Annotated in this window: 23 protein-coding genes; 8 read left to right on the forward strand and 15 right to left on the reverse strand. The window is 58.7% G+C overall.

Annotation, left to right across the window (positions count from 1 at the left end):
• Positions 1–35: 35 nt before the first annotated feature.
• Both cysS and ACODS3_RS18145 read right to left on the reverse strand, forming a co-directional pair.
• Positions 36–1,418 carry a cysteine--tRNA ligase gene (cysS, locus tag ACODS3_RS18140; RefSeq protein ID WP_201019797.1) on the reverse strand — a complete coding sequence of 461 codons (1,383 nt, stop codon included), beginning with the start codon at positions 1,416–1,418 and terminating at the stop codon, positions 36–38.
• Positions 1,419–1,428: 10 nt separating this feature from the next.
• Positions 1,429–3,123 (reverse strand): glutamine--tRNA ligase/YqeY domain fusion protein, encoded by a 1,695-nt coding sequence (locus ACODS3_RS18145; protein WP_201019798.1) that lies wholly within the window; start codon positions 3,121–3,123, stop codon positions 1,429–1,431.
• 208 nt (positions 3,124–3,331) lie between these two features.
• On the opposite strand from ACODS3_RS18145, the gene ACODS3_RS18150 reads away from it, so the two are divergent.
• A complete protein-coding gene (locus ACODS3_RS18150) occupies positions 3,332–3,835 on the forward strand; it encodes a peptidylprolyl isomerase (RefSeq protein WP_201004349.1) in 504 nt (167 codons plus the stop codon).
• Entirely contained in the window at positions 3,832–4,578 is a 747-nt protein-coding gene (lpxH, locus tag ACODS3_RS18155) for a UDP-2,3-diacylglucosamine diphosphatase (RefSeq protein ID WP_304575227.1), read from the forward strand. The genes ACODS3_RS18150 and lpxH overlap by 4 nt, the downstream gene beginning before the upstream one ends.
• A gap of 119 nt (positions 4,579–4,697) precedes the next feature.
• Here lpxH and ACODS3_RS18160 read toward each other — a convergent pair whose 3' ends face one another.
• The 4 genes from ACODS3_RS18160 to ACODS3_RS18175 all read right to left on the reverse strand — a co-directional run bounded on the left by ACODS3_RS18160 (position 4,698) and on the right by ACODS3_RS18175 (position 8,808).
• Positions 4,698–6,227, reverse strand: a complete 1,530-nt coding sequence (locus ACODS3_RS18160) for a DHA2 family efflux MFS transporter permease subunit (RefSeq protein WP_489035595.1) — start codon at positions 6,225–6,227, stop codon at positions 4,698–4,700.
• Positions 6,228–6,290: 63 nt separating this feature from the next.
• Positions 6,291–7,496: an EmrA/EmrK family multidrug efflux transporter periplasmic adaptor subunit gene (locus tag ACODS3_RS18165; RefSeq protein WP_489035597.1), complete on the reverse strand. Its 1,206-nt coding sequence runs from the start codon at positions 7,494–7,496 to the stop codon at positions 6,291–6,293.
• 61 nt (positions 7,497–7,557) lie between these two features.
• Entirely contained in the window at positions 7,558–8,046 is a 489-nt protein-coding gene (locus ACODS3_RS18170; RefSeq protein ID WP_201004356.1) for a MarR family winged helix-turn-helix transcriptional regulator, read from the reverse strand.
• A gap of 150 nt (positions 8,047–8,196) precedes the next feature.
• A complete protein-coding gene (locus tag ACODS3_RS18175) occupies positions 8,197–8,808 on the reverse strand; it encodes a MiaE family protein (protein WP_122320629.1) in 612 nt (203 codons plus the stop codon).
• Between the two features lie 150 nt (positions 8,809–8,958).
• On the opposite strand from ACODS3_RS18175, the gene ACODS3_RS18180 reads away from it, so the two are divergent.
• Positions 8,959–9,819: a universal stress protein gene (locus tag ACODS3_RS18180; protein ID WP_201019803.1), complete on the forward strand. Its 861-nt coding sequence runs from the start codon at positions 8,959–8,961 to the stop codon at positions 9,817–9,819.
• Positions 9,820–10,019: 200 nt separating this feature from the next.
• On the opposite strand, the gene ACODS3_RS18185 is transcribed toward ACODS3_RS18180, so the two are convergent.
• Positions 10,020–10,490: a DUF1289 domain-containing protein gene (locus tag ACODS3_RS18185; RefSeq protein ID WP_201004362.1), complete on the reverse strand. Its 471-nt coding sequence runs from the start codon at positions 10,488–10,490 to the stop codon at positions 10,020–10,022.
• Positions 10,491–10,889: 399 nt separating this feature from the next.
• Between ACODS3_RS18185 and acnB the strand changes: the two genes are divergently transcribed.
• From acnB to ACODS3_RS18200, 3 genes are all read left to right on the forward strand, one after another.
• Positions 10,890–13,490, forward strand: coding sequence for a bifunctional aconitate hydratase 2/2-methylisocitrate dehydratase (gene acnB, locus ACODS3_RS18190; protein WP_201004364.1), 2,601 nt, complete (start codon positions 10,890–10,892; stop codon positions 13,488–13,490).
• A 151-nt stretch (positions 13,491–13,641) separates the two neighbouring features.
• A complete protein-coding gene (locus tag ACODS3_RS18195) occupies positions 13,642–14,520 on the forward strand; it encodes an alpha/beta hydrolase family protein (protein ID WP_201019804.1) in 879 nt (292 codons plus the stop codon).
• Entirely contained in the window at positions 14,510–14,932 is a 423-nt protein-coding gene (locus ACODS3_RS18200) for a MarR family winged helix-turn-helix transcriptional regulator (RefSeq protein ID WP_201019805.1), read from the forward strand. Before ACODS3_RS18195 ends, ACODS3_RS18200 begins: the two co-directional genes overlap by 11 nt.
• Positions 14,933–14,941: 9 nt before the next feature.
• On the opposite strand, the gene ACODS3_RS18205 is transcribed toward ACODS3_RS18200, so the two are convergent.
• Positions 14,942–15,868 (reverse strand): LysR family transcriptional regulator, encoded by a 927-nt coding sequence (locus tag ACODS3_RS18205; protein ID WP_201019806.1) that lies wholly within the window; start codon positions 15,866–15,868, stop codon positions 14,942–14,944.
• Positions 15,869–16,012: 144 nt separating this feature from the next.
• On the opposite strand from ACODS3_RS18205, the gene ACODS3_RS18210 reads away from it, so the two are divergent.
• Positions 16,013–16,417 (forward strand): RidA family protein, encoded by a 405-nt coding sequence (locus ACODS3_RS18210; RefSeq protein WP_201019807.1) that lies wholly within the window; start codon positions 16,013–16,015, stop codon positions 16,415–16,417.
• Between the two features lie 48 nt (positions 16,418–16,465).
• Here the strand turns inward: ACODS3_RS18210 and ACODS3_RS18215 are convergent, their stop codons facing one another.
• The 3 genes from ACODS3_RS18215 to ACODS3_RS18225 all read right to left on the reverse strand — a co-directional run bounded on the left by ACODS3_RS18215 (position 16,466) and on the right by ACODS3_RS18225 (position 17,729).
• Positions 16,466–16,906 (reverse strand): YqaA family protein, encoded by a 441-nt coding sequence (locus ACODS3_RS18215; RefSeq protein ID WP_201019808.1) that lies wholly within the window; start codon positions 16,904–16,906, stop codon positions 16,466–16,468.
• A 93-nt stretch (positions 16,907–16,999) separates the two neighbouring features.
• The gene (locus tag ACODS3_RS18220) at positions 17,000–17,338 is read right to left on the reverse strand and encodes a low molecular weight protein tyrosine phosphatase family protein (protein ID WP_201019886.1); all 339 of its coding nucleotides are present in this window, start codon (positions 17,336–17,338) and stop codon (positions 17,000–17,002) included.
• A 49-nt stretch (positions 17,339–17,387) separates the two neighbouring features.
• Positions 17,388–17,729 carry a hypothetical protein gene (locus tag ACODS3_RS18225; protein ID WP_304575223.1) on the reverse strand — a complete coding sequence of 114 codons (342 nt, stop codon included), beginning with the start codon at positions 17,727–17,729 and terminating at the stop codon, positions 17,388–17,390.
• 216 nt (positions 17,730–17,945) lie between these two features.
• Here ACODS3_RS18225 and ACODS3_RS18230 point away from each other — a divergent pair, with 216 nt between their 5' ends.
• A complete protein-coding gene (locus tag ACODS3_RS18230) occupies positions 17,946–18,110 on the forward strand; it encodes a hypothetical protein (protein ID WP_201019890.1) in 165 nt (54 codons plus the stop codon).
• Positions 18,111–18,116: 6 nt separating this feature from the next.
• Here the strand turns inward: ACODS3_RS18230 and ACODS3_RS18235 are convergent, their stop codons facing one another.
• The 4 genes from ACODS3_RS18235 to ACODS3_RS18250 are packed head-to-tail and all read right to left on the reverse strand — an operon-like array spanning position 18,117 to position 23,359.
• Positions 18,117–19,871 carry an ABC transporter ATP-binding protein gene (locus tag ACODS3_RS18235; protein ID WP_489035603.1) on the reverse strand — a complete coding sequence of 585 codons (1,755 nt, stop codon included), beginning with the start codon at positions 19,869–19,871 and terminating at the stop codon, positions 18,117–18,119.
• Positions 19,868–21,016: a beta-galactosidase gene (locus tag ACODS3_RS18240; RefSeq protein ID WP_489035604.1), complete on the reverse strand. Its 1,149-nt coding sequence runs from the start codon at positions 21,014–21,016 to the stop codon at positions 19,868–19,870. Before ACODS3_RS18240 ends, ACODS3_RS18235 begins: the two co-directional genes overlap by 4 nt.
• Positions 21,003–22,202, reverse strand: a complete 1,200-nt coding sequence (gene glf / locus ACODS3_RS18245; protein WP_489035606.1) for a UDP-galactopyranose mutase — start codon at positions 22,200–22,202, stop codon at positions 21,003–21,005. The genes ACODS3_RS18240 and glf overlap by 14 nt, the downstream gene beginning before the upstream one ends.
• Entirely contained in the window at positions 22,190–23,359 is a 1,170-nt protein-coding gene (locus ACODS3_RS18250; protein WP_201019813.1) for a glycosyltransferase family 1 protein, read from the reverse strand. The genes glf and ACODS3_RS18250 overlap by 13 nt, the downstream gene beginning before the upstream one ends.
• Positions 23,360–23,453: the final 94 nt, after the last annotated feature.

Raw genomic sequence — 23,453 nt, forward strand, 5'->3', positions numbered from 1 at the left:
TACCGTAGGAGCGAATTCATTCGCGAAAAAACAGGTCAGTCAGCCAGACGCCAAGTCGTCCCGCCCTTGCCGTCTTCCAGTATCACGCCCATGGCGGTGATCTGGTCACGGATCCGGTCAGACTCGGCCCAGTTCTTGGCAGCACGCGCATCCAGACGCGCCTGGATCAGCGCTTCGACTTCAGCCGCATCGACACGCCCTTCGGCGCCGGCACGAAGGAAGTCTTCCGCTTCGAGCTGCAACACACCCAGTACACTGGCCAGTTGCTTCAGACGTGCCGCCAGACCCGCCGCCGCGGCCTGATCGCTGTCACGAAGACGGTTGATCTCACGAACCATCTCGAACAACACCGCACAGGCTTCAGGCGTACCGAAGTCATCGTTCATTGCAGCCGTGAAACGCTCGATGAACGCTTCGCCGCCCACAGGCTCGACAGACGGCAAGCCCTTGAGCGCGTGATAGAAACGCTCCAGCGCACTCTTGGACTCTTTCAGGCTGTCTTCGGAGTAGTTGATCGCACTGCGATAGTGGCTGGATACCAGCAGGTAACGCACCACTTCCGGATGATATTTGGCCAGCACGTCGCGAATGGTGAAGAAGTTGTTCAAGGACTTGGACATCTTCTCGCCATTGATGCGAATCATGCCGCAGTGCATCCAGGCATTGGCGTAGGTCTTGCCGGTAGCGGCCTCGCTCTGGGCGATTTCGTTTTCATGGTGCGGAAATTCCAGGTCGCTGCCGCCACCATGAATATCGAACGTCTCACCCAGGCAGCAGGTGGACATTACCGAGCATTCGATATGCCAGCCCGGACGACCCGGCCCCCATGGCGACTCCCAGCTAGGCTCGCCCGGCTTGACACCTTTCCAGAGCACGAAGTCCAGCGGATCGTCCTTGGACTCGTCCACTTCGATACGCGCACCGATGCGCAGGTCTTCGATCTTCTTGCGCGACAGCTTGCCGTAGCCCAGAAACTTGCCGACACGGTAATAAACGTCGCCATTGCCTGGAGCGTAGGCATAACCCTTGTCGATCAAGGTCTGGATCATGGCGTGCATGCCGTCGATATGATCGGTGGCACGCGGCTCCATGTCCGGCTTGAGGATGTTCAGACGCGCTTCATCCTCGTGCATGGCGTCGATCATGCGCGCCGTCAGCGCGTCGAACGATTCGCCGTTATCACGGGCACGATTGATGATCTTGTCATCGATATCGGTAATGTTGCGCACATAAGTCAGGTCATAACCGCTGAAACGCAACCAGCGGGTGACCAGATCGAAGGCCACCATGCTGCGGCCATGGCCAAGGTGGCAGAAGTCGTACACGGTCATCCCGCACACGTACATCCGCACCTTGTTGCCATCCAGCGGCTTGAAGACTTCTTTGCTCTTGGTGAGCGTGTTGTAGATTGAAAGCACTGTCCTAACCTCAGCTCCAGGAATCCCGCAATGTCACTGTGCGGTTGAATACCGGGCGACCTGGCTTCGAGTCCTTGATGTCCGCGCAGAAATAGCCTTCGCGTTCGAACTGGAAACGGTCTTCCGGTTGCGCTTGCCCCAATGAAGGTTCAGCACGACAACCCGTCAGTACTTGCAGTGAATCCGGATTGATGTTCTCCAGGAAAGTGGCGCCATCTTCGGCCTTGTCAGGCGTCGGGGAGCGGAACAGGCGGTCATACAGACGCACTTCGCACTCGACGCTCGCGTCCGCCGGAACCCAGTGAATCACGCCCTTGACCTTGCGCCCTTCAGGGTTCTTGCCCAGGGTGTCAGGGTCGTAGGAGCAACGCAGCTCGACGATATTGCCGTCGGCGTCCTTGATGGCTTCGTCGGCACGGATCACATAGCTGCCGCGCAGGCGCACTTCACCGGCTGGCTCCAGGCGCTTGTAGCCTTTTGGCGGCTCTTCCATGTAATCGTCGCGATCGATGTAGATCTCGCGGGCGAACGGCAGCTCGCGCACGCCCAGGTCTTCCTTGGGGTGACGTGGCAATTCAAGCTTCTCGACCTGACCTTCCGGGTAGTTGGTGATCACGACTTTCAACGGGCGCAGCACGCACATGGCGCGTGGCGCGTTGCGGTCCAGATCGTCACGGATGCTGAATTCCAGCATCGCGAAGTCAACCACGCCGTCGGAGCGGTTGGTACCGACCATTTCGCAGAAGTTACGGATCGAAGCCGGCGTGTAGCCACGACGACGGAAGCCCGACAGGGTCGACATGCGCGGATCGTCCCAGCCACTGACGTGCTTTTCATCGACCAGTTGCTTGAGCTTGCGCTTGCTGGTGACGGTGTAGCTCAGGTTCAGACGCGAAAATTCGTACTGACGTGGCTTGCACGGCACCGGCAGGTTGTCCAGGAACCAGTCATACAGCGGACGATGGCCTTCGAATTCCAGGGTGCAGATCGAGTGAGTGATGCCTTCGATGGCATCGGACTGACCATGGGTGAAGTCATAGTTGGGGTAGATGCACCACTTGTCGCCGGTCTGGTGGTGATGAGCATGACGAATGCGGTACAGGATCGGGTCGCGCAGGTTCATGTTCGGCGAAGCCATGTCGATCTTGGCACGCAGCACACGAGCGCCGTCTTCGTACTCACCGGCTTTCATGCGGGCGAACAGGTCCAGGTTTTCCTCGACGCTGCGCTCACGGAACGGGCTGTTCTTGCCAGGCTCGGTCAGGCTGCCACGGTACTCGCGGGCCTGCTCGGGGGTCAGGTCGTCGACATAGGCCTTGCCCGACTTGATCAGCTCTACAGCCCAGTCGTGCAACTGGTCGAAATACTGCGAGGCATAGCGCACTTCGCCCGCCCACTCGAAGCCCAGCCACTTGACGTCACTCATGATGGCGTCGATGTATTCCTGGTCTTCCTTGGCCGGGTTGGTGTCGTCGAAACGCAGGTGCGTCGCGCCACCGAACTCGTTGGCCAGGCCAAAGTTCACACAGATCGACTTGGCATGACCGATATGCAGATAGCCGTTAGGCTCCGGCGGAAAGCGGGTCACGATTTGGGTGTGCTTGCCTGAATCCAGGTCTGCCTGCACGATCGGACGCAGGAAATTGGTAGGGACGACAGGGCCTGCCTTTGAATTCGCAGCGGGTTCTGGAGTGGGCTTGCTCATAGGATCCTTGGACATACAAGTGCGCGGCCAGGGTAGGCCGACTAAATCAAAGCGCTTATCATAGCCGAAGCTGTCAAGCCCCTGACAACAGAGTGCGCATTTGAGGGTGATAAAAGCAGCAAAATACCTGAAATATGTAACCACCCCTGTAAACTGCACGTCAGGGTAATACCGCGCCCATTCACGAATGCCAAGAGAGCGAGTAAGCATGTCCAAAGTAAAATTGACCACCAACCACGGCGATATCGTTCTGCAACTGAACGCAGAGAAGGCTCCGGTCACCGTTGCCAACTTTATCGAATACGTTAACGCTGGCCATTACAGCAACACTATTTTTCACCGTGTCATCCCTAACTTCATGATCCAGGGCGGCGGTTTCGAGCCGGGCATGAAAGAGAAGAAAGACAAGCGCCCAAGCATTCAGAACGAAGCCAACAACGGCCTGCCGAACAAGAAGTACAGCGTTGCCATGGCCCGTACCATGGAGCCGCATTCGGCATCCGCCCAGTTCTTCATCAACGTGGCTGACAACAGCTTCCTGAACCACAGCGCACCGACCGTTCAAGGCTGGGGCTATGCCGTGTTCGGTGAAGTGATCGAAGGCAGCGAAGTGGTCGACAAGATCAAAGGCGTTTCAACCACCAGCAAATCCGGCCACCAGGACGTACCGTCCGAAGACGTCATCATCGAGAAAGCAGAGATCGTTGAGTGATACTGCTGATCTCCGACCTGCATCTTGAGGAAAAGCGCCCGGATATTACCCGGGCGTTTCTGGATCTACTCTCTGGCCGGGCACGCCAGGCCAAGGCGTTGTATATCCTCGGGGACTTCTTCGAGGTCTGGGTCGGCGACGATGCAATGTCGCCGTTCCAGAGTTCGATCTGTCAGGCCCTGCGCGAACTGAGCGACAGCGGCACTCAGGTTTTCCTGATGCACGGCAACCGGGACTTCATGATCGGCAAGGCGTTCTGCAAGGCGGCTGGCTGCACCTTCCTGAACGACCCGAGCGTGGTTGCGCTAAACGGTGAGCCGGTGCTGTTGATGCATGGCGACAGCCTGTGTACCCGCGACGAAGGCTATATAAAGATGCGCCGCTACCTGCGCAACCCGCTGACCTTGTGGATATTGCGGCACCTGCCGTTGAATACCCGCCACAAGCTGGCGCGCAAACTGCGCAATGAAAGCCGTGTGAAAACCCGCATGAAAGCCAATGACATCGTTGATGTCACACCCGAGTTCATTCCCCAGGTGATGGAGCAATATGGCGTCCGCACACTGATTCACGGACACACCCATCGCCCGGCCATTCACAAGCTACAGATAGGCGACCAGACAGCGCAACGCATCGTATTGGGCGACTGGGACCGTCAGGGCTGGGCCTTGCAGGTGGACGAACAGGGCTTCTCCCTGAACGCCTTCGACTTCCCGCCTGAGCAGATGACACTGCTGAACTGAATCTGCTCAGTGGGAGGGAGCTTGCTCGCGACGGGGCCGGTAAATGTGAAAACTCATCACCCTCCAGGCCCTCTTCGCGACCAAGGTCGCTCCCATAGGACCGTGTCCGACCAGGCTATTTAATGACCGCCCGGCCCGGCCTTGGCGACAAACGGCGGTTTGGCCAGCCAGACCAGCAGAATCAACCCCGCAAACACCCAGCCCAGCATGTAGAAATAATCCACCGTGGACATCATGTAAGCCTGGCTGTTGAGGGTCTGTTCCAGTTGCGCATAAGCCTGCGGGCTCGCGCCTCCCAAACTGTTGAGCGCGTCACGGGTGGCCGGGTCGAAGGTGCTGATGTTTTCACTCAGGTAGGCGTGATGCTGATCGGCGCGGCGAATCCATATCCAGGTCGTGAGGGATGCCGCAAAGCTGCCGCCCAGAGTCCTGAGGAATGTCGCAAGCCCGGAGCCATCGGCGATCTGATGGGGCGGCAAGTCCGATAGCAGGATGCTCAAGGTCGGCATGAAGAACAGCGCCACACCAATACCCATGAACAACTGCACCAGCGCCACATGCTCGAAATCCACCTCGTTGGTAAACCCTGCCCGCATGAAGCAGCTCAAGCCCATGGCCAGGAATGCCAGACCGGCCAGCAAGCGCAGGTCGAACCTGTTGGCGTATTTACCGACGAAGGGCGACATCAATACCGGCAGGATACCGATAGGCGCCACAGCCAGCCCGGCCCATGTCGCGGTGTAGCCCATCTGGGTCTGCAACCATTGTGGCAGCAGCAGGTTGATCCCGAAGAAGCCGGAGTATCCACCGACCAGCACCAGAGTGCCGATCCGGAAGTTGCGATAGGCAAACAGCCGCAAGTTGACGATGGGATGCTTGTCGGTCATTTCCCAGATCACGAACACCGACAACGCCACAATGGAGATCACCGAACCGATCACGATGAAGTTCGACTCGAACCAGTCCATGTCGTTGCCCTTGTCCAGGACGACCTGCAATGCCCCGACACCAATGATCAGGGTCAGCAGCCCGACGTAATCCATCGGCTGACGACTGGTGCTCACCGGGCGCTTGGCCATTTGCGTACGCACCACCCAGGCCGCAAACAGGCCAATGGGGACATTGATGAAGAAAATCCACGGCCAACTGTAACTGTCGGTGATCCAGCCGCCCAGAATCGGCCCGGCAATCGGCGCGACCACCGTGACCATGGCCAGCAGCGCCAGCGCCATCCCCCTTTTGGCCGGCGGGTAAACCGCAATCAACAAGGTCTGTGTCATGGGATAAAGCGGCCCGGCCACCACACCTTGCAGCACCCGGAAGCCGACCAGTTCGGGCATCGACTGGGAAATCCCGCACAGGAACGAAGCCAGCACGAACAGCAGGGTTGCCCACAGGAACAGCTTGACCTCACCGAAACGGCGGCTGAGCCAGCCGGTCAGCGGCAAGGCAATCGCGTTGCTGACGGCAAACGAGGTGATAACCCAGGTCCCCTGCTCCGAACTCACACCCAGGTTTCCGGAAATGGTCGGCAAGGCGACGTTGGCAATAGTGGTATCGAGGACCTGCATGAAGGTCGCCAGCGACAGGCCGATGGTACACATCAGCAGGCTGGGCGGCGTAAATGAGGCCGGGGTGTTGTTGCTCATCGCAAATCCTTGGAAACTGAGACGGTGCCCCGACCCGAAGGACGGGGCTTGCGGATTGGCGGATCAGCGCTGGGCAGTCGCTTTGCTACTGGCTGCACTGTTGTCATGGATCAGACGCGCAATCATCGCGTCGGCATCGGCCAGTTGTTCGGCGTAGATATTGGTGCTGAAGCTCGCTTTCTTCGGCGGCTGCTGGGCCAGTACCGGACCGCTCTGGTCATGCAGATTGACATCGACCGTGGTCGACAGGCCGATCCGCAGCGGGTTTTTCGCCAGCTCATCGGGGTTGATGTGAATCCGCACCGGCACACGCTGAACGATCTTGATCCAGTTACCGGTCGCGTTCTGAGCCGGCAACAGAGCGAAGGCACTCCCGGTCCCGGCACCCAGGCTGTCGATAGTGCCGCTGTATTTCACATGGCTGCCGTACAGGTCCGAGGTGATCTCCACCGGCTGGCCAATGCGCATGTTGCCCAGTTGCGTCTCTTTGAAATTCGCGTCGATCCACAGCTGATCCAGCGGAATCACCGCCATGGTTGCAGTGCCCGGCTGAATCCGCTGGCCCAGTTGCACGGTACGTTTGGCCACATAACCGGTCACCGGCGACACAACCGTAGTACGGGCATCGGCCAGATACGCCTGACGCAATTGCGCAGCGGCAGCTTTTACGTCCGGGTGAGAAGAAACCACCGTGTCGTCCACCAGCGCGACGCTACTGGCCAGTTGTTGCTGGATATTGTTCAAGGAGCTCTGCGCGCTGGTCAGGTCATCCTTGGCGTGGGACAGCTCTTCCTGGGAGATCGCCCCACTTACGGCCAGGCTACGGCGACGGTTGTAGTTGTCCTGAGCCTTCTGTACTTCGGCACGTTGCGCGGCCAGTTGCGCCTTCATGCCATCGACATTGCTGTAGAGCCCGCGCACCTGGCGCACGACCTTGGCCAGGTTGGCTTCAGCACTTTGCAGGCTGACTTCGGCATCGCTGGGGTCGAATTTGATCAGGACCTGGCCTTCGCGAACCAGATCACCGTCATCGGCGCCGATGCTGATGACCGTACCGGTGGTCAGCGGCGTGATTTCGACGACGTTGCCATTCACATAGGCGTCATCGGTACTTTCGCTCCAGCGGCCATAAAACTCATGCCAGGCCCAGACAGCCGCACCGCCAAGGATGACGATCAGGGCGAGCACCAGCAGCATGAATTTGCGCTTGCCCGGATTCGTGTCTTGCGGCGAGCTGGCAGATGGTTTTTCAGTAGCGGCAGTAGCCATGACGATTACCTGTAGTCGGTGAAGCAGTAATTGCGGGATATCGAGGTTTTACCGGGGCCGTTCATTTCGCCCCTGTGGACTTGAAGCTCAGGCGCGTGAGGGTGATGTGGTCGTCGGCGGCCACCAGCACCTTGGTCAGAATTCTTTGCAGGGTTTCGACTTCTTCCTTGTCCAGAACGGCAAATGTGTCGTTCATCGCGTCAGCACCGATCTGCGGCAGCAGGTCCGAAAGTTTCTGCCCCTGCTCGGTCAAGGCCACATGCACCTGGCGTCGGTCGGCTGCCGAACGGGTGCGCACGATCAACTCCTTCTGCTCCAGACGATCAAGCATGCGAGTCATGGAACCGCTGTCGAGGGACAGGTGCCGACACAATTCGACAGGGGTATCGAGGGCGAACTGGGAAATGATGATCAGCACCTTGAACTGCGAAAAGGTGACGTCATAAGGCAGCAAATACTTGTCCAGCATGCGGTCCTTGAGAGCATTGGTGCGACCGACCAACAGCCCCATCAGGCTGGAATCGAAATTCTCGGACGTGAAATGTTTCAATGATTCACCATAAAAGCTGCTTAGGCAGTAATGTGGCGATATTACTGCCTAGACAGCTAATGTCAAAACATTTGTTAGCTGGCTAACAATATCTTCATAAAAAAACGACCGCTGGCAAGGCGGTCGTTTTTTTATGAAGCCAGTGATAACTCAGGCCGCGGCAGGCACACCGCTATGGAAGCGGAATTCCTCGTCGGGACTTTCGATCAATTCACGCTCGGCATGGCGAATCTCTTCGATCTTGGCGTCAACATCGGCTTTATCGCCATAGGTATAGGCCAGCTTCAAGTAGTCCTGAAAATGCCGGGCCTCGGACTTCAACAGCCCGCCGTAGAACTTGGCAAGCTCTTCGTCCAGATGCGGCACCAGCGCAGCGAAACGCTCGCAGGAGCGGGCTTCGACGATGGCCCCCACAATCAGGGCGTCGGTCAGCCGGTAGGGATTGTGGTTGCGCACCAGCTTGCGCAATGCCCCCGCATAACGCGCCGAACTGACGTTGGCCATCGGGATTTCGCGCTTGCGGATAATGCTCAGCACCTGCTCGAAATGCCGCAGCTCTTCACGGGCCAGCCGCGACATCTTGCTCAGCAGGTCGAACTTGTCGTTGTACTGGAACATGAACTGAAACGCCGCCCCGGCCGCCTTTTTCTCGTTGTTCGCATGATCGATCAACAGAATGTCCAGATTGCGCAAAGCGGCCTGAACCCAACTGTCGGGCGTGCGGCAAAGCAGGAAGGCTTCGATTTCAGGGATCGGGTACATAAGCTCACAGATAGCGGGTTTGCAAGGCCGCGCATTATACGAGGGGCGTGCGTCTGCGGCGATAGAAATGCAGTGATCCAGATCAAGCGACGACCCGATGCGCTGCAACTATAGTTGTGGAACACAATTTGCCTTGTGGAGGTTAACCCCATGCAGTCTATTCGCAGCATCCTGGTGGTCATCGATCCCAACCACGCCGATAGCCTGGCCCTAAAGCGCGCGAAACTGATTGCCGGGGTCACTCAGGCTCATCTGCACCTGCTGATCTGTGACAAGGATCATCCCCATACGCAACAACTCAACGAGCTGAAAAGAAACCTTCAGGAAGAAGGCTTCACCGCCAGCGCGGAACAGCACTGGGAAGAGTCCACCCACAAGACCATCTGCAAGGTGCAGCAAACCGAGGGCTGCGGCCTGGTCATAAAGCAGCACCTGCCGGACAACCCGCTGAAAAAGGCCCTGCTCACTCCCGACGACTGGAAACTGCTGCGCTACTGCCCAAGCCCGGTGTTGATGGTCAAGACGTCACGGCCCTGGACAGGCGGCGTGATTCTCGCGGCTGTGGATGTCGGCAATGCGGATGGAGAACACAAGACGCTGCATTACAGCATCGTCGATCACGGCTATGACATTGCAGCACTGGCCAAGGGGCACTTGCACGTCATAACCGCCCATCCGTCGCCCATGCTGTCGGCTGCCGACCCGATCTACCAGCTCAAGGAAAGCATCGAAACCCGCTATCGAGAGCAATGCCAGGCGTTCCAGACGGAATTCGATATCGACGACACCCACCTGCATATCGCAGAAGGTCCGGCTGATGTGCTGATTCCCTTTACGGCCAACCAGCTCGACGCAGTGGTCACCATCATCGGCACCGTGGCGCGTACCGGTCTTTCAGGCGCACTGATCGGCAACACCGCCGAAGTGGTACTCGACTCGCTGGAAAGTGATGTGCTGGTTCTCAAGACCGAGGAAATCATCCGGCATCTGGAGGAGATGTTTGATGCGTAGCGAATGAACGCCTACAAACTGATGCCGATCAGTCAAGGCATACATGTCACCTGTGGGAGGGGCCTTGGCCGCGACGACCTGCTGACAGGCAACACATTTTCAGCGCCTGAAACCGGGCTGTCGCGGTCAAGGCCCCTCTCACGGATTTTGATTTCAGCCACCCGACTTTTGAAATCAGCCTCTCAAGGTCGGCATTACTCCTACAAACCGAGCGCATCCTTAAGGAAACCCGGCGCGATATATCGCTGGTAATGGGCTTCGGACAGCAGGAAAAACTCACGGTCGATGGCATCACGCAACTCAGGCAGCGCCCAGTCGCGGAACTCCGGCAGCAGCACGAAGCCATAGGCCTCGACCTGATTGATGACCCGCGCACCGCGAGCGATCAATTGATAGGCCCAGCAATATTCGGACTGATGCGCCACAAAGCGGATCTTGCGCTGGACGAGCTGCATGCGCAGCTTCTCGACATCGAAAATTTCGAGCTTGGCCGCCATCACCTGAACCAGCAATTGCTCCAGGCGCAGCCAGACCGCTCTTTTCTCGTCTTCGTTATAGCCGTTCCAGTGGACCACTTCATGATGGAAACGCTTGCAGCCACGGCACACCAGGTCCCCGTAAACAGTGGAGCAAAGGCCGACACAAGGCGTTTTGATGATTTGATCAGGCATGGCTGGCAGGACAAGGGCAGGCGAAACGAGAAGGCATGTTAGCCCTTTGTCTAACAAGGGTCACCCCCGAAGATGTAGGGTCTAACTTACCTTTAACGAAGTTTTGCCGTAGAATCATCGGGCCTTAGATGGCGCCAATGTCCGTTAGAAGCTGTTTTCAAAGCGTCACGAGCACAGTCAAGTTAATCCCGCAGTCCGGTGTCGGCAGGCCGTTCCCTCATCACGAATGGCCATGTCGACCTACACTCCCCCCGTCCTGCAGGCGTAAAACTTTGAAAACAGCTTCGTAAGGAATTGCCGATACCCTGCCAACAAGGCTCGAAAGCCTTGCGTGGGTGCGGACAATTTCTGGATGAGCGTCCCGGACACCCATTTGGGACCACTGATGAGGGTAATACTGTGCTTGAAGCCTACCGCAAACACATCGAAGAGCGTGCCGCCCAGGGTATCGTGCCCCAGCCGCTTAACGCCGAACAAACCGCAGCCCTTATTGAGTTGCTGAAGAATCCCCCCGCTGGCGAAGAAGACTTTCTTGTCGATCTGATCACCAATCGCATTCCACCGGGCGTGGACGAAGCGGCCTACGTCAAGGCCGGCTTCCTGTCTGCTCTGGCCAAGGGCGAAGCCACTTCCCCGCTGATCGACAAAAAACGCGCTACCGAACTGTTGGGCACCATGCAAGGTGGCTACAACATCGTTACTCTGGTTGCCCTGCTCGACGATGCAGAGCTGGCACCGGTCGCTGCCGAACAGCTCAAGCACACGCTGCTGATGTTCGACGCCTTCCACGACGTTGCTGAAAAAGCCAAGAGCGGCAATGCGCACGCTCAGGCAGTCCTGCAATCCTGGGCTGACGGCGAGTGGTTCAAGAAGCGCCCTGTACTGGCTGACAAGATCAGCCTGCGCGTCTTCAAGGTCACCGGCGAAACCAACACCGACGACCTGTCCCCGGCACCTGATGCCTGGTCCCGTCCGGATATCCCGCTGCACGCCCTGGCCATGCTGAAAATGGCCCGTGAAGGCATCGTTCCTGACGTGCAAGGCTCCATCGGTCCGATGAAGCAGATCGAAGAAATGCGCGGCCAGGGTTTCCCTATCGCCTACGTCGGTGACGTGGTCGGTACCGGTTCCTCGCGTAAATCGGCAACCAACTCGGTTCTGTGGTTCTTCGGCGACGACGTTCCTTATGTCCCGAACAAGCGTGCCGGTGGTTTCTGCTTCGGCAGCAAGATCGCCCCGATCTTCTACAACACCATGGAAGATGCTGGCGCACTGCCAATCGAATTCGACGTTTCCAACATGCACATGGGCGACGTGATCGACCTGTACCCGCATGAAGGCAAAGTCACCAAGCACAACAGCGACGAAGTCCTGACCACCTTCGAGATGAAGACTCCGGTCCTGCTCGACGAAGTGCGTGCCGGTGGCCGTATTCCCCTGATCATCGGTCGTGGTCTGACCGGCAAGGCACGCGCCGAGCTGGGTCTGCCACCATCGGATCTGTTCAAGACTCCGGATCAGCCGGCTGCCAGCACCAAGGGTTTCACCCTGGCGCAGAAAATGGTCGGCAAGGCATGCGGCGTGGAAGGTATCCGTCCGGGCACCTACTGCGAACCGAAGATGACTACCGTCGGTTCCCAGGACACCACTGGCCCGATGACCCGCGACGAGCTGAAAGACCTGGCTTGCCTGGGCTTCTCCACCGATCTGGTCATGCAGTCCTTCTGCCACACCGCAGCTTATCCAAAGCCGATCGACGTCAAGACTCACCACACGCTGCCTGATTTCATCATGACCCGTGGCGGTGTTTCCCTGCGTCCAGGCGACGGCATCATCCATAGCTGGCTGAACCGCATGCTGCTGCCGGACACCGTCGGCACCGGTGGCGACTCCCACACCCGCTTCCCGATCGGTATCTCCTTCCCGGCCGGTTCCGGTCTGGTTGCCTTCGCCGCAGCCACCGGCGTCATGCCGCTGGACATGCCTGAGTCGATCCTGGTCCGCTTCAAGGGCAAGCTGCAACCTGGCATCACCCTGCGCGACCTGGTTCACGCCATTCCTTACTACGCGATCCAGGCTGGCCTGCTGACCGTAGAGAAGAAAGGCAAGAAGAACGCCTTCTCTGGCCGTATCCTGGAAATCGAAGGTCTGGAAAACCTCAGCATCGAACAGGCTTTCGAGCTGTCCGACGCTTCGGCCGAACGTTCGGCTGCCGGTTGCACCATCAAGCTGGCAAAAGAGCCGATCATCGAGTACCTGAACTCCAACATCACCCTGCTGCGCTGGATGATCGAGCAAGGCTACGGTGATCCACGCACTCTGGAACGCCGCGCCAAGGCGATGGAAGCCTGGATTGCCGACCCGCAACTGCTGGAAGCCGACAAGGACGCCGAATACGCCGAAATCATCGAAATCGACCTGGCCGACGTCAAGGAGCCTGTGCTCTGCGCGCCGAACGACCCGGACGACGCACGCCTGCTGTCTTCGGTACAGGGCGAGAAGATCGACGAAGTGTTCATCGGTTCCTGCATGACCAACATCGGCCACTTCCGCGCTGCGGGCAAGTTGCTGGATCAGGTCAAAGGCCAGTTGCCGACTCGCCTGTGGCTGTCGCCTCCGACCAAGATGGACGCTCACCAGTTGACCGAAGAAGGCTACTACGGCATCTACGGCAAGGCTGGCGCGCGCATGGAAATGCCAGGCTGCTCGCTGTGCATGGGTAACCAGGCTCGCGTTGAACCGAACTCCACCGTGGTTTCGACTTCGACCCGTAACTTCCCGAACCGTCTGGGTGACGGCGCAAACGTCTACCTGGCTTCGGCCGAGCTGGCGTCCGTCGCTTCGATCCTGGGTCGCCTGCCGACCGTCGAGGAGTACATGAGCTACGCGAACCAGATCGACACCATGGCAGCGGACGTATACCGCTACCTGAGCTTCGATCAGATCGCCGAGTTCCGCGAAGCCGCTGCGAACGCCAATATCCCGGTCGTTCAAGCGTAAGCACGAAACACAGCGTTAAAAGAACCCCATCCTTGTGATGGGGTTTTTTATTGGCTGTGCGTTTTTCCAAACTCTCCAATCGTCGTGGAAAATGCTTGCCGCTATTTATTTCGTATGTTAAATAATTTACTTCACATACGAAATAACTCCCATGCGAACGACAACCCATTCGATCACCTGCACCAATGGTCACAGCGTCGAGGTCACGACCCATACCGGCGCAGGACCTGTGAAAGCAGTGGTTCAGATAAACCCGGCGACGGGCGTCACCGAGCGCATGTACTTGCCGTTCGCCCAGTATCTGGTCGCCAATGGCTTTACCGTCATCACCTACAACTATCGGGGTGTCAGCAGGAAAGGTCCTCATCCGAAAACCGTTCAGGCGGGTTTTGTTTCGTGGGCTGACAACGATGTCGAAGCCGTCACCCACTGGGTGTCCGGGCAGTACAAGGGGGTTGCTCACCTTGCGATAGGCCATAGCTTCGGCGGGCATGCCATCGGGTTATGCGAGAGCAGCAACAAGCTCAGCGCGGCAGTGACTCTATGCGCCCATGCGGGCTGTCTGCGATTCATAAGTCCCTGGCAGGAACGCTTGAAAGTGGCGATTCTGCTCAAAGTCCTTGGCCCGCTCAGCGCCAAATTCCTGGGCTATTTTCCGGGGCGCAGGCTGGGAATTGGTGAAGACCTGCCAGCCGATGTCATGCGCGAGTGGTCACGCTGGACAAGCCTTCGCCAGTACTTTTTTGACGACCCAACAGTCAATGCCACTGCCCGTTTTGCCAGGCCCACACTGCCGGTGCTGGCCATAGGCGTCGATGACGATCCATGGGCACCCGCCGAAGCCATCGACCTGATGACAGAGCATCTGACCGGCTGTGCTGTAGAGCGACGTCAGTTTGCTCCGGCGGACAGTCACGGTTCGACCATCGGGCACCTGGGCTTTTTCCGCCAACAACATGCCGACACCCTATGGCCCGTAGTGGCAAGATGGCTGGAAGCTCAGTTACCGGGTAATCCAAATGGCGCATGACCGTCGCTACGTCTATTTATTGAATGCTGCTCAAAAAAGCCTGTCCCGATACATCGAGCGGCATATCTCGAATCGCGCCGGCATCAGCGCCACTCAGGCTGGCGCACTCTTTGTACTCAATGGGCAGGATGGCGCCCTCAGCGGCGAAGTCGCGCTGGCGCTGGATATCGCGCCTTCCGCCATGACCGGGCTGGCCGACCGGATGGTCAGGTCAGGGCTGATCGAGCGCCGCGTCGATGAACATGACAAGCGCAGCTTTCGTTTGTGGCTGACGGATGCAGGCCGGACAGCGACCTTGCAGGCCACATCGGAACTGGCACCGCTGAATGAAAAACTGACCCAGGCATTCAGCGATGAGGAAATGGAGGTTGTTTCCAGATGGCTCGCAGCCGTCAGGGATCGCAGCCAGTGACGGCCTGATTCAGACTCCGCGCCGGTCAATGACCGGCGCATGTTGCGTCATCAGTTCAGCAACCCAATCGATAAATACCCGAAGCTTGAGGCTGATATGCCGGTTGGGCGGAAATGCCACGTACATCGGCATCGAATCCATGCGCCAATCCTTGAACAGCGGCACCAGATCACCCCGCTCCAGATGGTTTTTGGCCATGTAATCCGGCACCCACAGAACACCCATACCAGCCAGGCCTGCGGCGAGGTAGGCATTGCCATCGTCCACCGCCAGCACGTAACGCCCGTGGACGTGAAGGCTTTCACCCTCGCGGTGCATGGCATAAGGCAAGGCCTTGCCGGTACGCGCCCACAGGAAACCGACGATGCGGTGGTGGGAATCTTCCAGCTCTCGCGGATGCGCAGGTGTGCCGACCCTTTCCAGGTAACTCGGTGCCGCATACACCCCAAGCCTGAGATCACCCACACGCCGGGCCATCAGGGACTGGTCAGTCAACTCGCCACCGCGAACCACGCAATCCACATTCTCGCCGATCACATCCACGATACGGTCGCTGACGCCCATATCGATCTGGATATCCGGGTATCGCGCATGAAACTCAGGCAGGGCCGGCATCAGAATCGTGCTGGCAAACGGGCTGGGCACATCCACCCGCAGCCGCCCTCTGGGCAAGGCCGAAGCGCTGGACAGGCTGGTCTCGGCATCGTCCAGGTCAGCCAGCAGCCTGACAACGCGCTCGTAATAAGCCGCGCCATCAGCCGTGACATTGACCTTGCGCGTCGTTCGGTTGAGCAACTTGATCCGCAAGCGGGCCTCCAGTTGCTGCACCAGTTGCGTCACAGTGGTCTTGCTCATGTGCAGGGTTTCGGCTGCTTTGGTAAAACTCCCCGCCTCTACCACCCGCGCAAAAGCCTGCATCGCATCGAAACGGTCCATTTCTACTCCGGATAACGGCTGGATTGTTTGGATTTTACAAACAGTGCTGGCTACAGTTGCTCGTTTATCGCCCGGATACAAGCTCTTAGAGTTCTCCCATCGTTAATGACGGGTCGCCTTGACCTGCCTCGATGGAGATCAACCATGACAAAGCGTGATGCAGTTTTCCCCGCCGGACGCCTCGAACTTTACGAGCGCAATCGCTATTCGCCCGCGATCCGTTCCAATGGCTTTCTGTTCGTTTCCGGTCAGGTCGGCAGCAAGGAGGATGGCTCGCCAGAGCAGGATCTGGTGATACAGGTCAGGACAGCCTTCAGCAATCTGAATGCCATCCTTAAGGAGGCGGGTTGCACCTTCGATGACGTAGTCGATGTCACCGTCTTCATGGTCGACCCCGAATCGAAGTTCGAGAAAATCTGGACGGTGTTCCCTGAGTTCTGGGGCCAGGCACCGTACCCGACACTGACGGCAGTGGGCGTCACCTGGCTTTATGGCTTTGATTTCGAGATCAAGGTGATTGCCAGGATTCCAGATGCTGTTGAGGGTTGAGCCGCCATGATGATCTGGCTCGCCATGCAGATCATCAGTTCTGGCCCTTTAGGCCATCCACCCGAGAGTAATCGCTGTCAGCACCAGATAACGCAGCCCTTTGGCAAGCGTGACGATAAGCAGAAAACTCCAGAACGGCTCGCGCATGACGCCCGCGATCATGGTGATGGGGTCGCCGATGATCGGCACCCAACTGAACAACAGCGCCCAGCGTCCGTAGCGCTTGTAAGTGTGCTGGGCCTTGTCCAGATGGCGCTCGCTGACCGGAAACCAGCGCCGATGCCGAAAGCGCTCGATAGAGCGGCCCAGATACCAGTTCACGGCTGAGCCCAGAACATTGCCTGACGTGGCAACCAGCAAGAGCAGAATCGTCGTATAGCGCTCCGAAAGCAGCATGCCGACCAGCACGGCTTCGGATTGCAGCGGTAACAGCGTGGCAGCGCCAAACGCCACGGCAAAAAGCCCCAGATAACTTGTCAGCTCGAACATCGAGTCATACCTTCATGCCGCCGCTCTCATCAAAAAACGCAACATCATGAATTAAATGGGGTTTATGTGGAATGCTGGCGCTTCTTATCTCGGCTAACCTGGATTAACGGCAGGTAGATATGGCTCGACACGTGTCCGCAGTATCGTGATCAGATCCGGGCTCATGTATTCAAAATCGTCAGGAATATCCAGGCATACGATGCGTTTGTCAGCCAATACCTTGCGGAATCGGGCTGCCAGTTTTCTGCGGTGCGCAGGCTCCATGACAAACACTACATCAGCCCATTCCAGAGACTCGGTATCCATTGGGATATCAGCATCCCTGCCAACACCCGCCGACGCGGTTTCCACGCCCGGCCACTGTGCAAATACATGCTCGGCGGTCGGGCTGCGCAGTCGGTTTTTACCGCAGATAAAAAGCACATTCAAAATGATCGGCTCCAACGAGCAACTGGAAATCGCTCAATATACTACCGGCTACTTACAAACACTCCTGCGCCGCTCGCTCGAATCGGGAGGTAGTGAGCGTCGATGCCAATAACTGGCGCTCATACAAAAACACTTTTCCGCCTGCCGGAGCCTTGTAGGCCTCAATGACGTTGTCAGCCGCGACCGGGCTGGAGACGACAATCCTGTAGTGCCGCTGAGATTGCGACAACACCGGGTTCAATGAATGTTCTTGCAGTTTGGGCATTACACACTGCACGTATTCATCGGGAGCCTTACTGGTTTGCAAGACAAGCGTCGGTTGATTCGGTGCAGAAGCGCAGCCATTCAACAACGCAAAAACGACGGCAATGGCCGGAACAGTCAAAAGGCGCATGTGAAGATCCTGAAATAAAAAAACGGCTCATCGAGCCGTATGTCCAATGCGCGCATTTTCCATATTTATTACAGGGAATAAAATCTCTGGTTTCTGATAGTCACTATCAGCGACACCGATGAAGTCGGCCCCGTCCGTCCGCCCCGCTTCAATCCTACTGAACATTCCTCCCGGCACCTTCCTCAACTCAGGTAGAACCCAACCCGAGGTGAACCGATGAACACGTCCCTGCCCAACACCCCAAGCACGCCAGATCAATCCGGAACCGAAGGCGATCTGGACAACGACCCCACTCAGAACGAGCCAGAGGAGCCGAGCGAGGAGAAGATCGATCATGCCATCGAGGAAACCTTCCCAGCCAGCGATCCGATTTCACCTTGAGCCCCATCAATCCTGGCGGCCCATTTCCTGAGCCTGCCAGAATGTCTGGAACAGTCCGCCCGCGCTACGCAGCCGCCCGGGCGGGCCGTCTTCGACGATGCAGCCTTGTTGCATCACCAGCACCCTGTCAAACGCACTGAGGGTGGTGAGCCGATGGGCGATGGCCAGTACCGTTCGACCGCGCATCAGGCTGCCGAGCGCCGACTGGATGATGGCTTCGGAGCTTGAATCCAGAGCAGCAGTGGCTTCGTCGAGCAACAGGATCGGAGCGTTCTTGAGGAAGGCCCGTGCAATGCCCAGGCGCTGGCGCTGACCACCGGAAAGCATCACGCCCCGCTCGCCCACCAGGGTTTCATAGCCTTGGAGCAACTGGTCGATGAACTCGTGACAATAAGCACTGCGAGCGGCGGCGATCACTTCCTCGCGGGTGGCCTCGGGTCGGCCGTAGGCAATGTTTTCGTAGATGCTGCGGTTGAACAGGGTTGGCTCCTGAGGCACTACGGCTATCTGTCGGCGCAGGCTGTCCTGGCTGATCTGCCGAAGGTCGCGGCCATCGATGCGAATGCTCCCCGTACTGACGTCATCCAGGCGTTGCAACAGCCCCAGCAGAGTGGTCTTGCCTGCGCCGGACGGGCCGACGATGCCAACCCGCTGCCCGGGCTCGATGCGCAGGCTCAATCCACACAGCACCTTGCGAGCACCGGGATAGGCGTACCCGACATCCTGCAACTCGATGGTGCCGGATGGCACAGCCCAGTCCAGCTCGGAGTCGCTGAGGTCATAGGGTTTGGCGATCACTGCCAATGTGTCGCCGACAGCGCCCAGATGCTGGCTGGTCTCGACCAGGGCCAGCGCCAGATCGCGTGAGCCATGCAGGATACGAAACGTCAGAGCACTGACCATCACCACATCGCCAATGCTCACTGCACCGCGAGTCCAGAGCAGAATGGACCAGGCGAGCATGGTTCCCGCCATGCTCGCCAGACACAGGTCATGCAGTACCCGGGCCTTTTCCACGTACATCCAGCTGCGACTCTGAGCCCGCGCCTCCGTGCGGATTTTCGCATCCAGACGCAGGCGCTCCCGCTCCCGCGCCGTGAAGGCCTTGATCGTCCAGACATTGTTGACCAGATCCACAAGCTCACCGCCCACACTGGCAGCCTGCGCCGCATAAAGCTGATGACGACTGCGCCCGCGAATACCGAAGAAGGTAATGATCGCCGCCACCAGCACCACGAAAGCCACCAGTGCCAGAGCCATCTGGATACGCACCATGGCCAGCAGCACCACAGCCCCTAGAAAGTCGACGCAGGGCGGAATGATCTTCCACAACAGCGCACTGTAGATCTGCCCCGCCGCCGCGCCGGTAGCCGAAATGCGGCTGCCCAGGGCTCCGGCGTAGTGCTCGGCAAAGTAGCGCATCGGGTGTCCGGTCAGATGGCTGAACAGGTCCACCCGCATGTCCGCGCAACTGGCAACCACCGTGCGACAGCCCAGCCAGCCGCCCAGACGCCAGAACAGATTTTCGATGGCAATCAGAAAAATGAACAACCCGAAAGCGAACCAGACCCCGGAACGATTTCCCTCTTCTCCCATACTGTCGACCAGCAGCTTCATGCCGTACTGCACGGCCACCGCACAACTGGCGGCGGCAATCACCAGCGTGACCATACCGCCATAAGCCCATGGCCGACGCCTGGCGTAGCCCCACAGAAAGCGTCCGGGATTGGGGTTGGGCGGCACACTTTGCGCGATGTTCATGCTGGCGGCCTCTTGGCAATACGCACTTGGGCCTCGGCCAGCCGCAACGCAAACCGGGCCAGAGCAGCACGGGTCGGAGGGTCTTCGGGACGAAATCCACTGGCATCGGCATAGCCAAGCAGACCGCTGTCGCAGTGACGGTCGTCATCCCAGCCGGGATAGTCGAGCACCGGGTACAGGCACAGGCCGCGCAAGTCGACACCTTTGCTCAGCGCAAGAATTGCCTGCTCGCCGACGTAATCCAGCCACGATTCACGCCCGATACCTTCGGTCCCGGTTTCACTGATCACCAACGGGCGACCATAGCGGACATGTACTTCCATCAGCATGCCAGCCAATGGCCGAAAGTGCGGATCACCAAGACGGATCGTCGGTCCATCGAGGTACCACTGGTTATGTGGATAGAAGTTCACACCGAGGATATCCAGAAAATCCTCCTGACCGCCCAGGCCCGGCCAGCTTCGGCCGCTGATCAGGTCCCAGCTTTCGTACTGAGCCATGCGGTAGACCTCGGCCGCTTCGATATCAGCCGACCGCTGACGCATGGCGCGCACATGAATCAGCGGGTCGGCATGGATGAAACGCGCCCGTGAATCGACCTCGCGAATGGCTGTCATGGCTGCAATGCTGGCGCGCACCAACTGGTGTTTGAGTTCAGTGCCGCGCCGATGCCCCAGCGGATAGAAATAGCCGACCTCGCCACCGCCCCATGCCCAGAAAGACGGCTCGTTGATCGGGCAGTAAAACGGCACGGCATCACTGGACTCGCGTACCCGCCTGGCCACCGCCTGGGCCATGCGGGCGAAACGCTCGACGAAGACCGGTCGCCAGATATCCAGATCGTCCGGATATCCGTAGTGCCCCAGATCCCAGATCACCTGGGTGCCGGCCCTCGTGGCGGCCAGCAACAGCTGATCCAGACTGCTGAAGTCATAATGGCCGGGGCGCGGCTCGATCAGGTGCCAACGCACCCCGTCGCGCACCGTGCGCATTCCGTGCCCGGCAAGGCTGCTGTAATCCTGCTCGGCCCAGCGGTCATGCCCGGTTGAGGCGATCAGGTCCAGACGTCGCCCGTCGCCTCTACGGCTGCTGGTGCATTCAAAACCTCCCATGAGAAAACTGGCGAATGGCTCAAGCCCACTCATGGGACGCGCCCTCGGCAGTTGCGCCGCGGGTCTGGGCAATACGTTGGTAAAGCGCCAACGCCTGCCCCACCACTTGATCCATGTTGTAGTACTTGTAAGTCCCTAAGCGCCCGAGGAAGGTCACGCCTTCGGTGGACTCGGCCAGCACCTTGTAGCGCTGATACAACTCGGCATTCTCTGGAGCCGGGACCGGGTAATAGGGATCACCTTCAGCACAGGGGTATTCGTAGGTCACACTGGTTTGCGCATGCTCCTGACCGGTCAGGTGCTTGTACTCGGTGATGCGGGTATGGGGCACGTTCTCGTCGGGATAGTTGACCACGGCCACGTCTTGAAAGTGTTCCTGCTCCAGGGTCCGGTGCTCGAAACGCAGGGAACGGTAAGGCAGACGCCCAAGCGAATAGCTGAAGTATTCGTCCACCGGCCCGCAATAAACCAGATGGCCACGGGGCAGTAGCCGGTCGACCTCGGCGAAATCCACATCCAGCAGAATGTCGATACCCGGATGATCCAGCATTCGCTCGAACATGGCGGTGTAACCCTGCTGAGGCATCATCTGAAAGCTGTCAGTGAAATAACGGTCATCGGTGTTGGTCCGCGCTGGCACACGGGCCGTGACCGAACGATCGAGCTGCGCCGGATCGAGCCCCCACTGCTTGCGGGTATAACCACGAAAGAACAGCTCATACAGCTCGCGCCCGACCTGACCGACCACCACGTCCTCGGCGCTACGTATCGGCTCGACAGCTTCGGCGCGCTCGGCAAGAAACGCCTCGGCACCTGCCTCGTCCAGCTCCAGGTCATAGAGCCGATTGAGCGTGGTCAGGTTTATCGGTAGCGGCACCTGTTGCCCACGCACCTGAGCCAATACCCGATGCTCATAAGGCCGCCATTCGGTGAAGCGCGACAGGTAGTCGACGATCCGCTGGGCATTGGTATGGAAGATATGCGGCCCATAGCGATGCACCAGAATCCCGGCCTCGTCCAGATGATCGTAGGCATTACCGCCGATGTGCCCGCGACGGTCGATCAACAAGACCTTCAGGCCCAACCCGCAAGCCAGACGCTCGGCCAGCACGCTACCCGCAAAACCGGCACCGACGATGAGATAGTCGTAGAAGGGTGCGCCGCCCTCCTGTAATTGCCCGGCACGCTCCCGGGCCTGTTCGAGTGTCAGGCCAGGCATGCAATGTGCTCCATCATGGCGTTCCAGGTTGTGTCCCAGCTCATGCCGTTCAGGGCCTGATCCGCCAGACGAAACAATGCCTCACGGTCCTGGCGCTGGATCAGCGCAGCTTCGACGGCAGCGACGAAACCGGGCACATCCTCGGCAATATGCACCACCGGGCAAGCGCCATAGGTGCGCACTACATCGCGGATCGGCGTACTGACTACAGGGCAACCACCCGCGAGATACTCAGGCGTCTTGGTCGGGCTGATGAAGCGTGTGGCTTCATTGCGGGCAAAGGGCATCAGGGCCACATCCCATCCGCTCAGGTAAGCGGGCAATTCACTGTAAGCCTTGCCGCCCAGGTAATGGATGTTGGGCAGCCTCGGCAGGCTGGCCTCGTCGATCTTGACGACAGGCCCCAGAATCACCAGTTGCCAGTCGGGGCGCTGCCTGGCCAGACCTTCGAGCAAAGCAAGATCAAGACGCTCGTCGACCACACCAAAAAAACCCAGTCGCGGATGGGCAATAACCGCCTGATCGACTGGCTCGGGCAAAGCCTGCCGGGCGCTGGCGAAATGTTCGATATCAACACTGCTGGGCATCGCATGGACATTGCCATGCTGGGCACGCTTGGCTTCCCACAGGCTGACACCGCCCGTGAAAACCACATCCGCCAAGGCCAACAGACGCCGCTCGCGCTCAAGCAACTGCGGCGGCGCGCCCTTGAATGCCGAGAGTTCATCCATGCAGTCATAAACCGTCCCTCGGGCCGGCAGGTGCTCGCTGAACCCCAGGCTCATGGGCGTGAAATACCAGCGCAACAGCACCTCGCGAGGATTGCGCAGCAGGTAGTCATCCAGCAACTCACGAAGTTTCTGTTCGGTCTGTGCGGCATCCAGCCCGACCGGCAGGTGCGGCGTTGCCACCGTGACCCCGCTGCTCTGAAGGGACAGTTGCAGATAAGCCTGCTCACCTTCGGCCGCCAGCGGCTCCTCGAAGAAAAGCACATCGTAGCGCCGAGCCATGCGCGTCATCAGGTGTTGCGGGCGCTGATAGACGAACCCCCAACGCAAATGTGAAAGGCAAACAAGCAAGGGACGTATGCTGGCAACTGCTTCATGGCCTTCGGCCAAATGCTCTGCGATGGGGTATGCAGCCGGGGTTGCAATCATGAGGTTCTCTCCAGAGCAAGTGATGTCGTGGCGATGAGCAAGACACCCGACACAGAGTTATGGACGAGTGCCCTGCGACGAGCGTTCAGTCGAG

This window comes from Pseudomonas sp. FG43, from assembly GCF_057809175.1.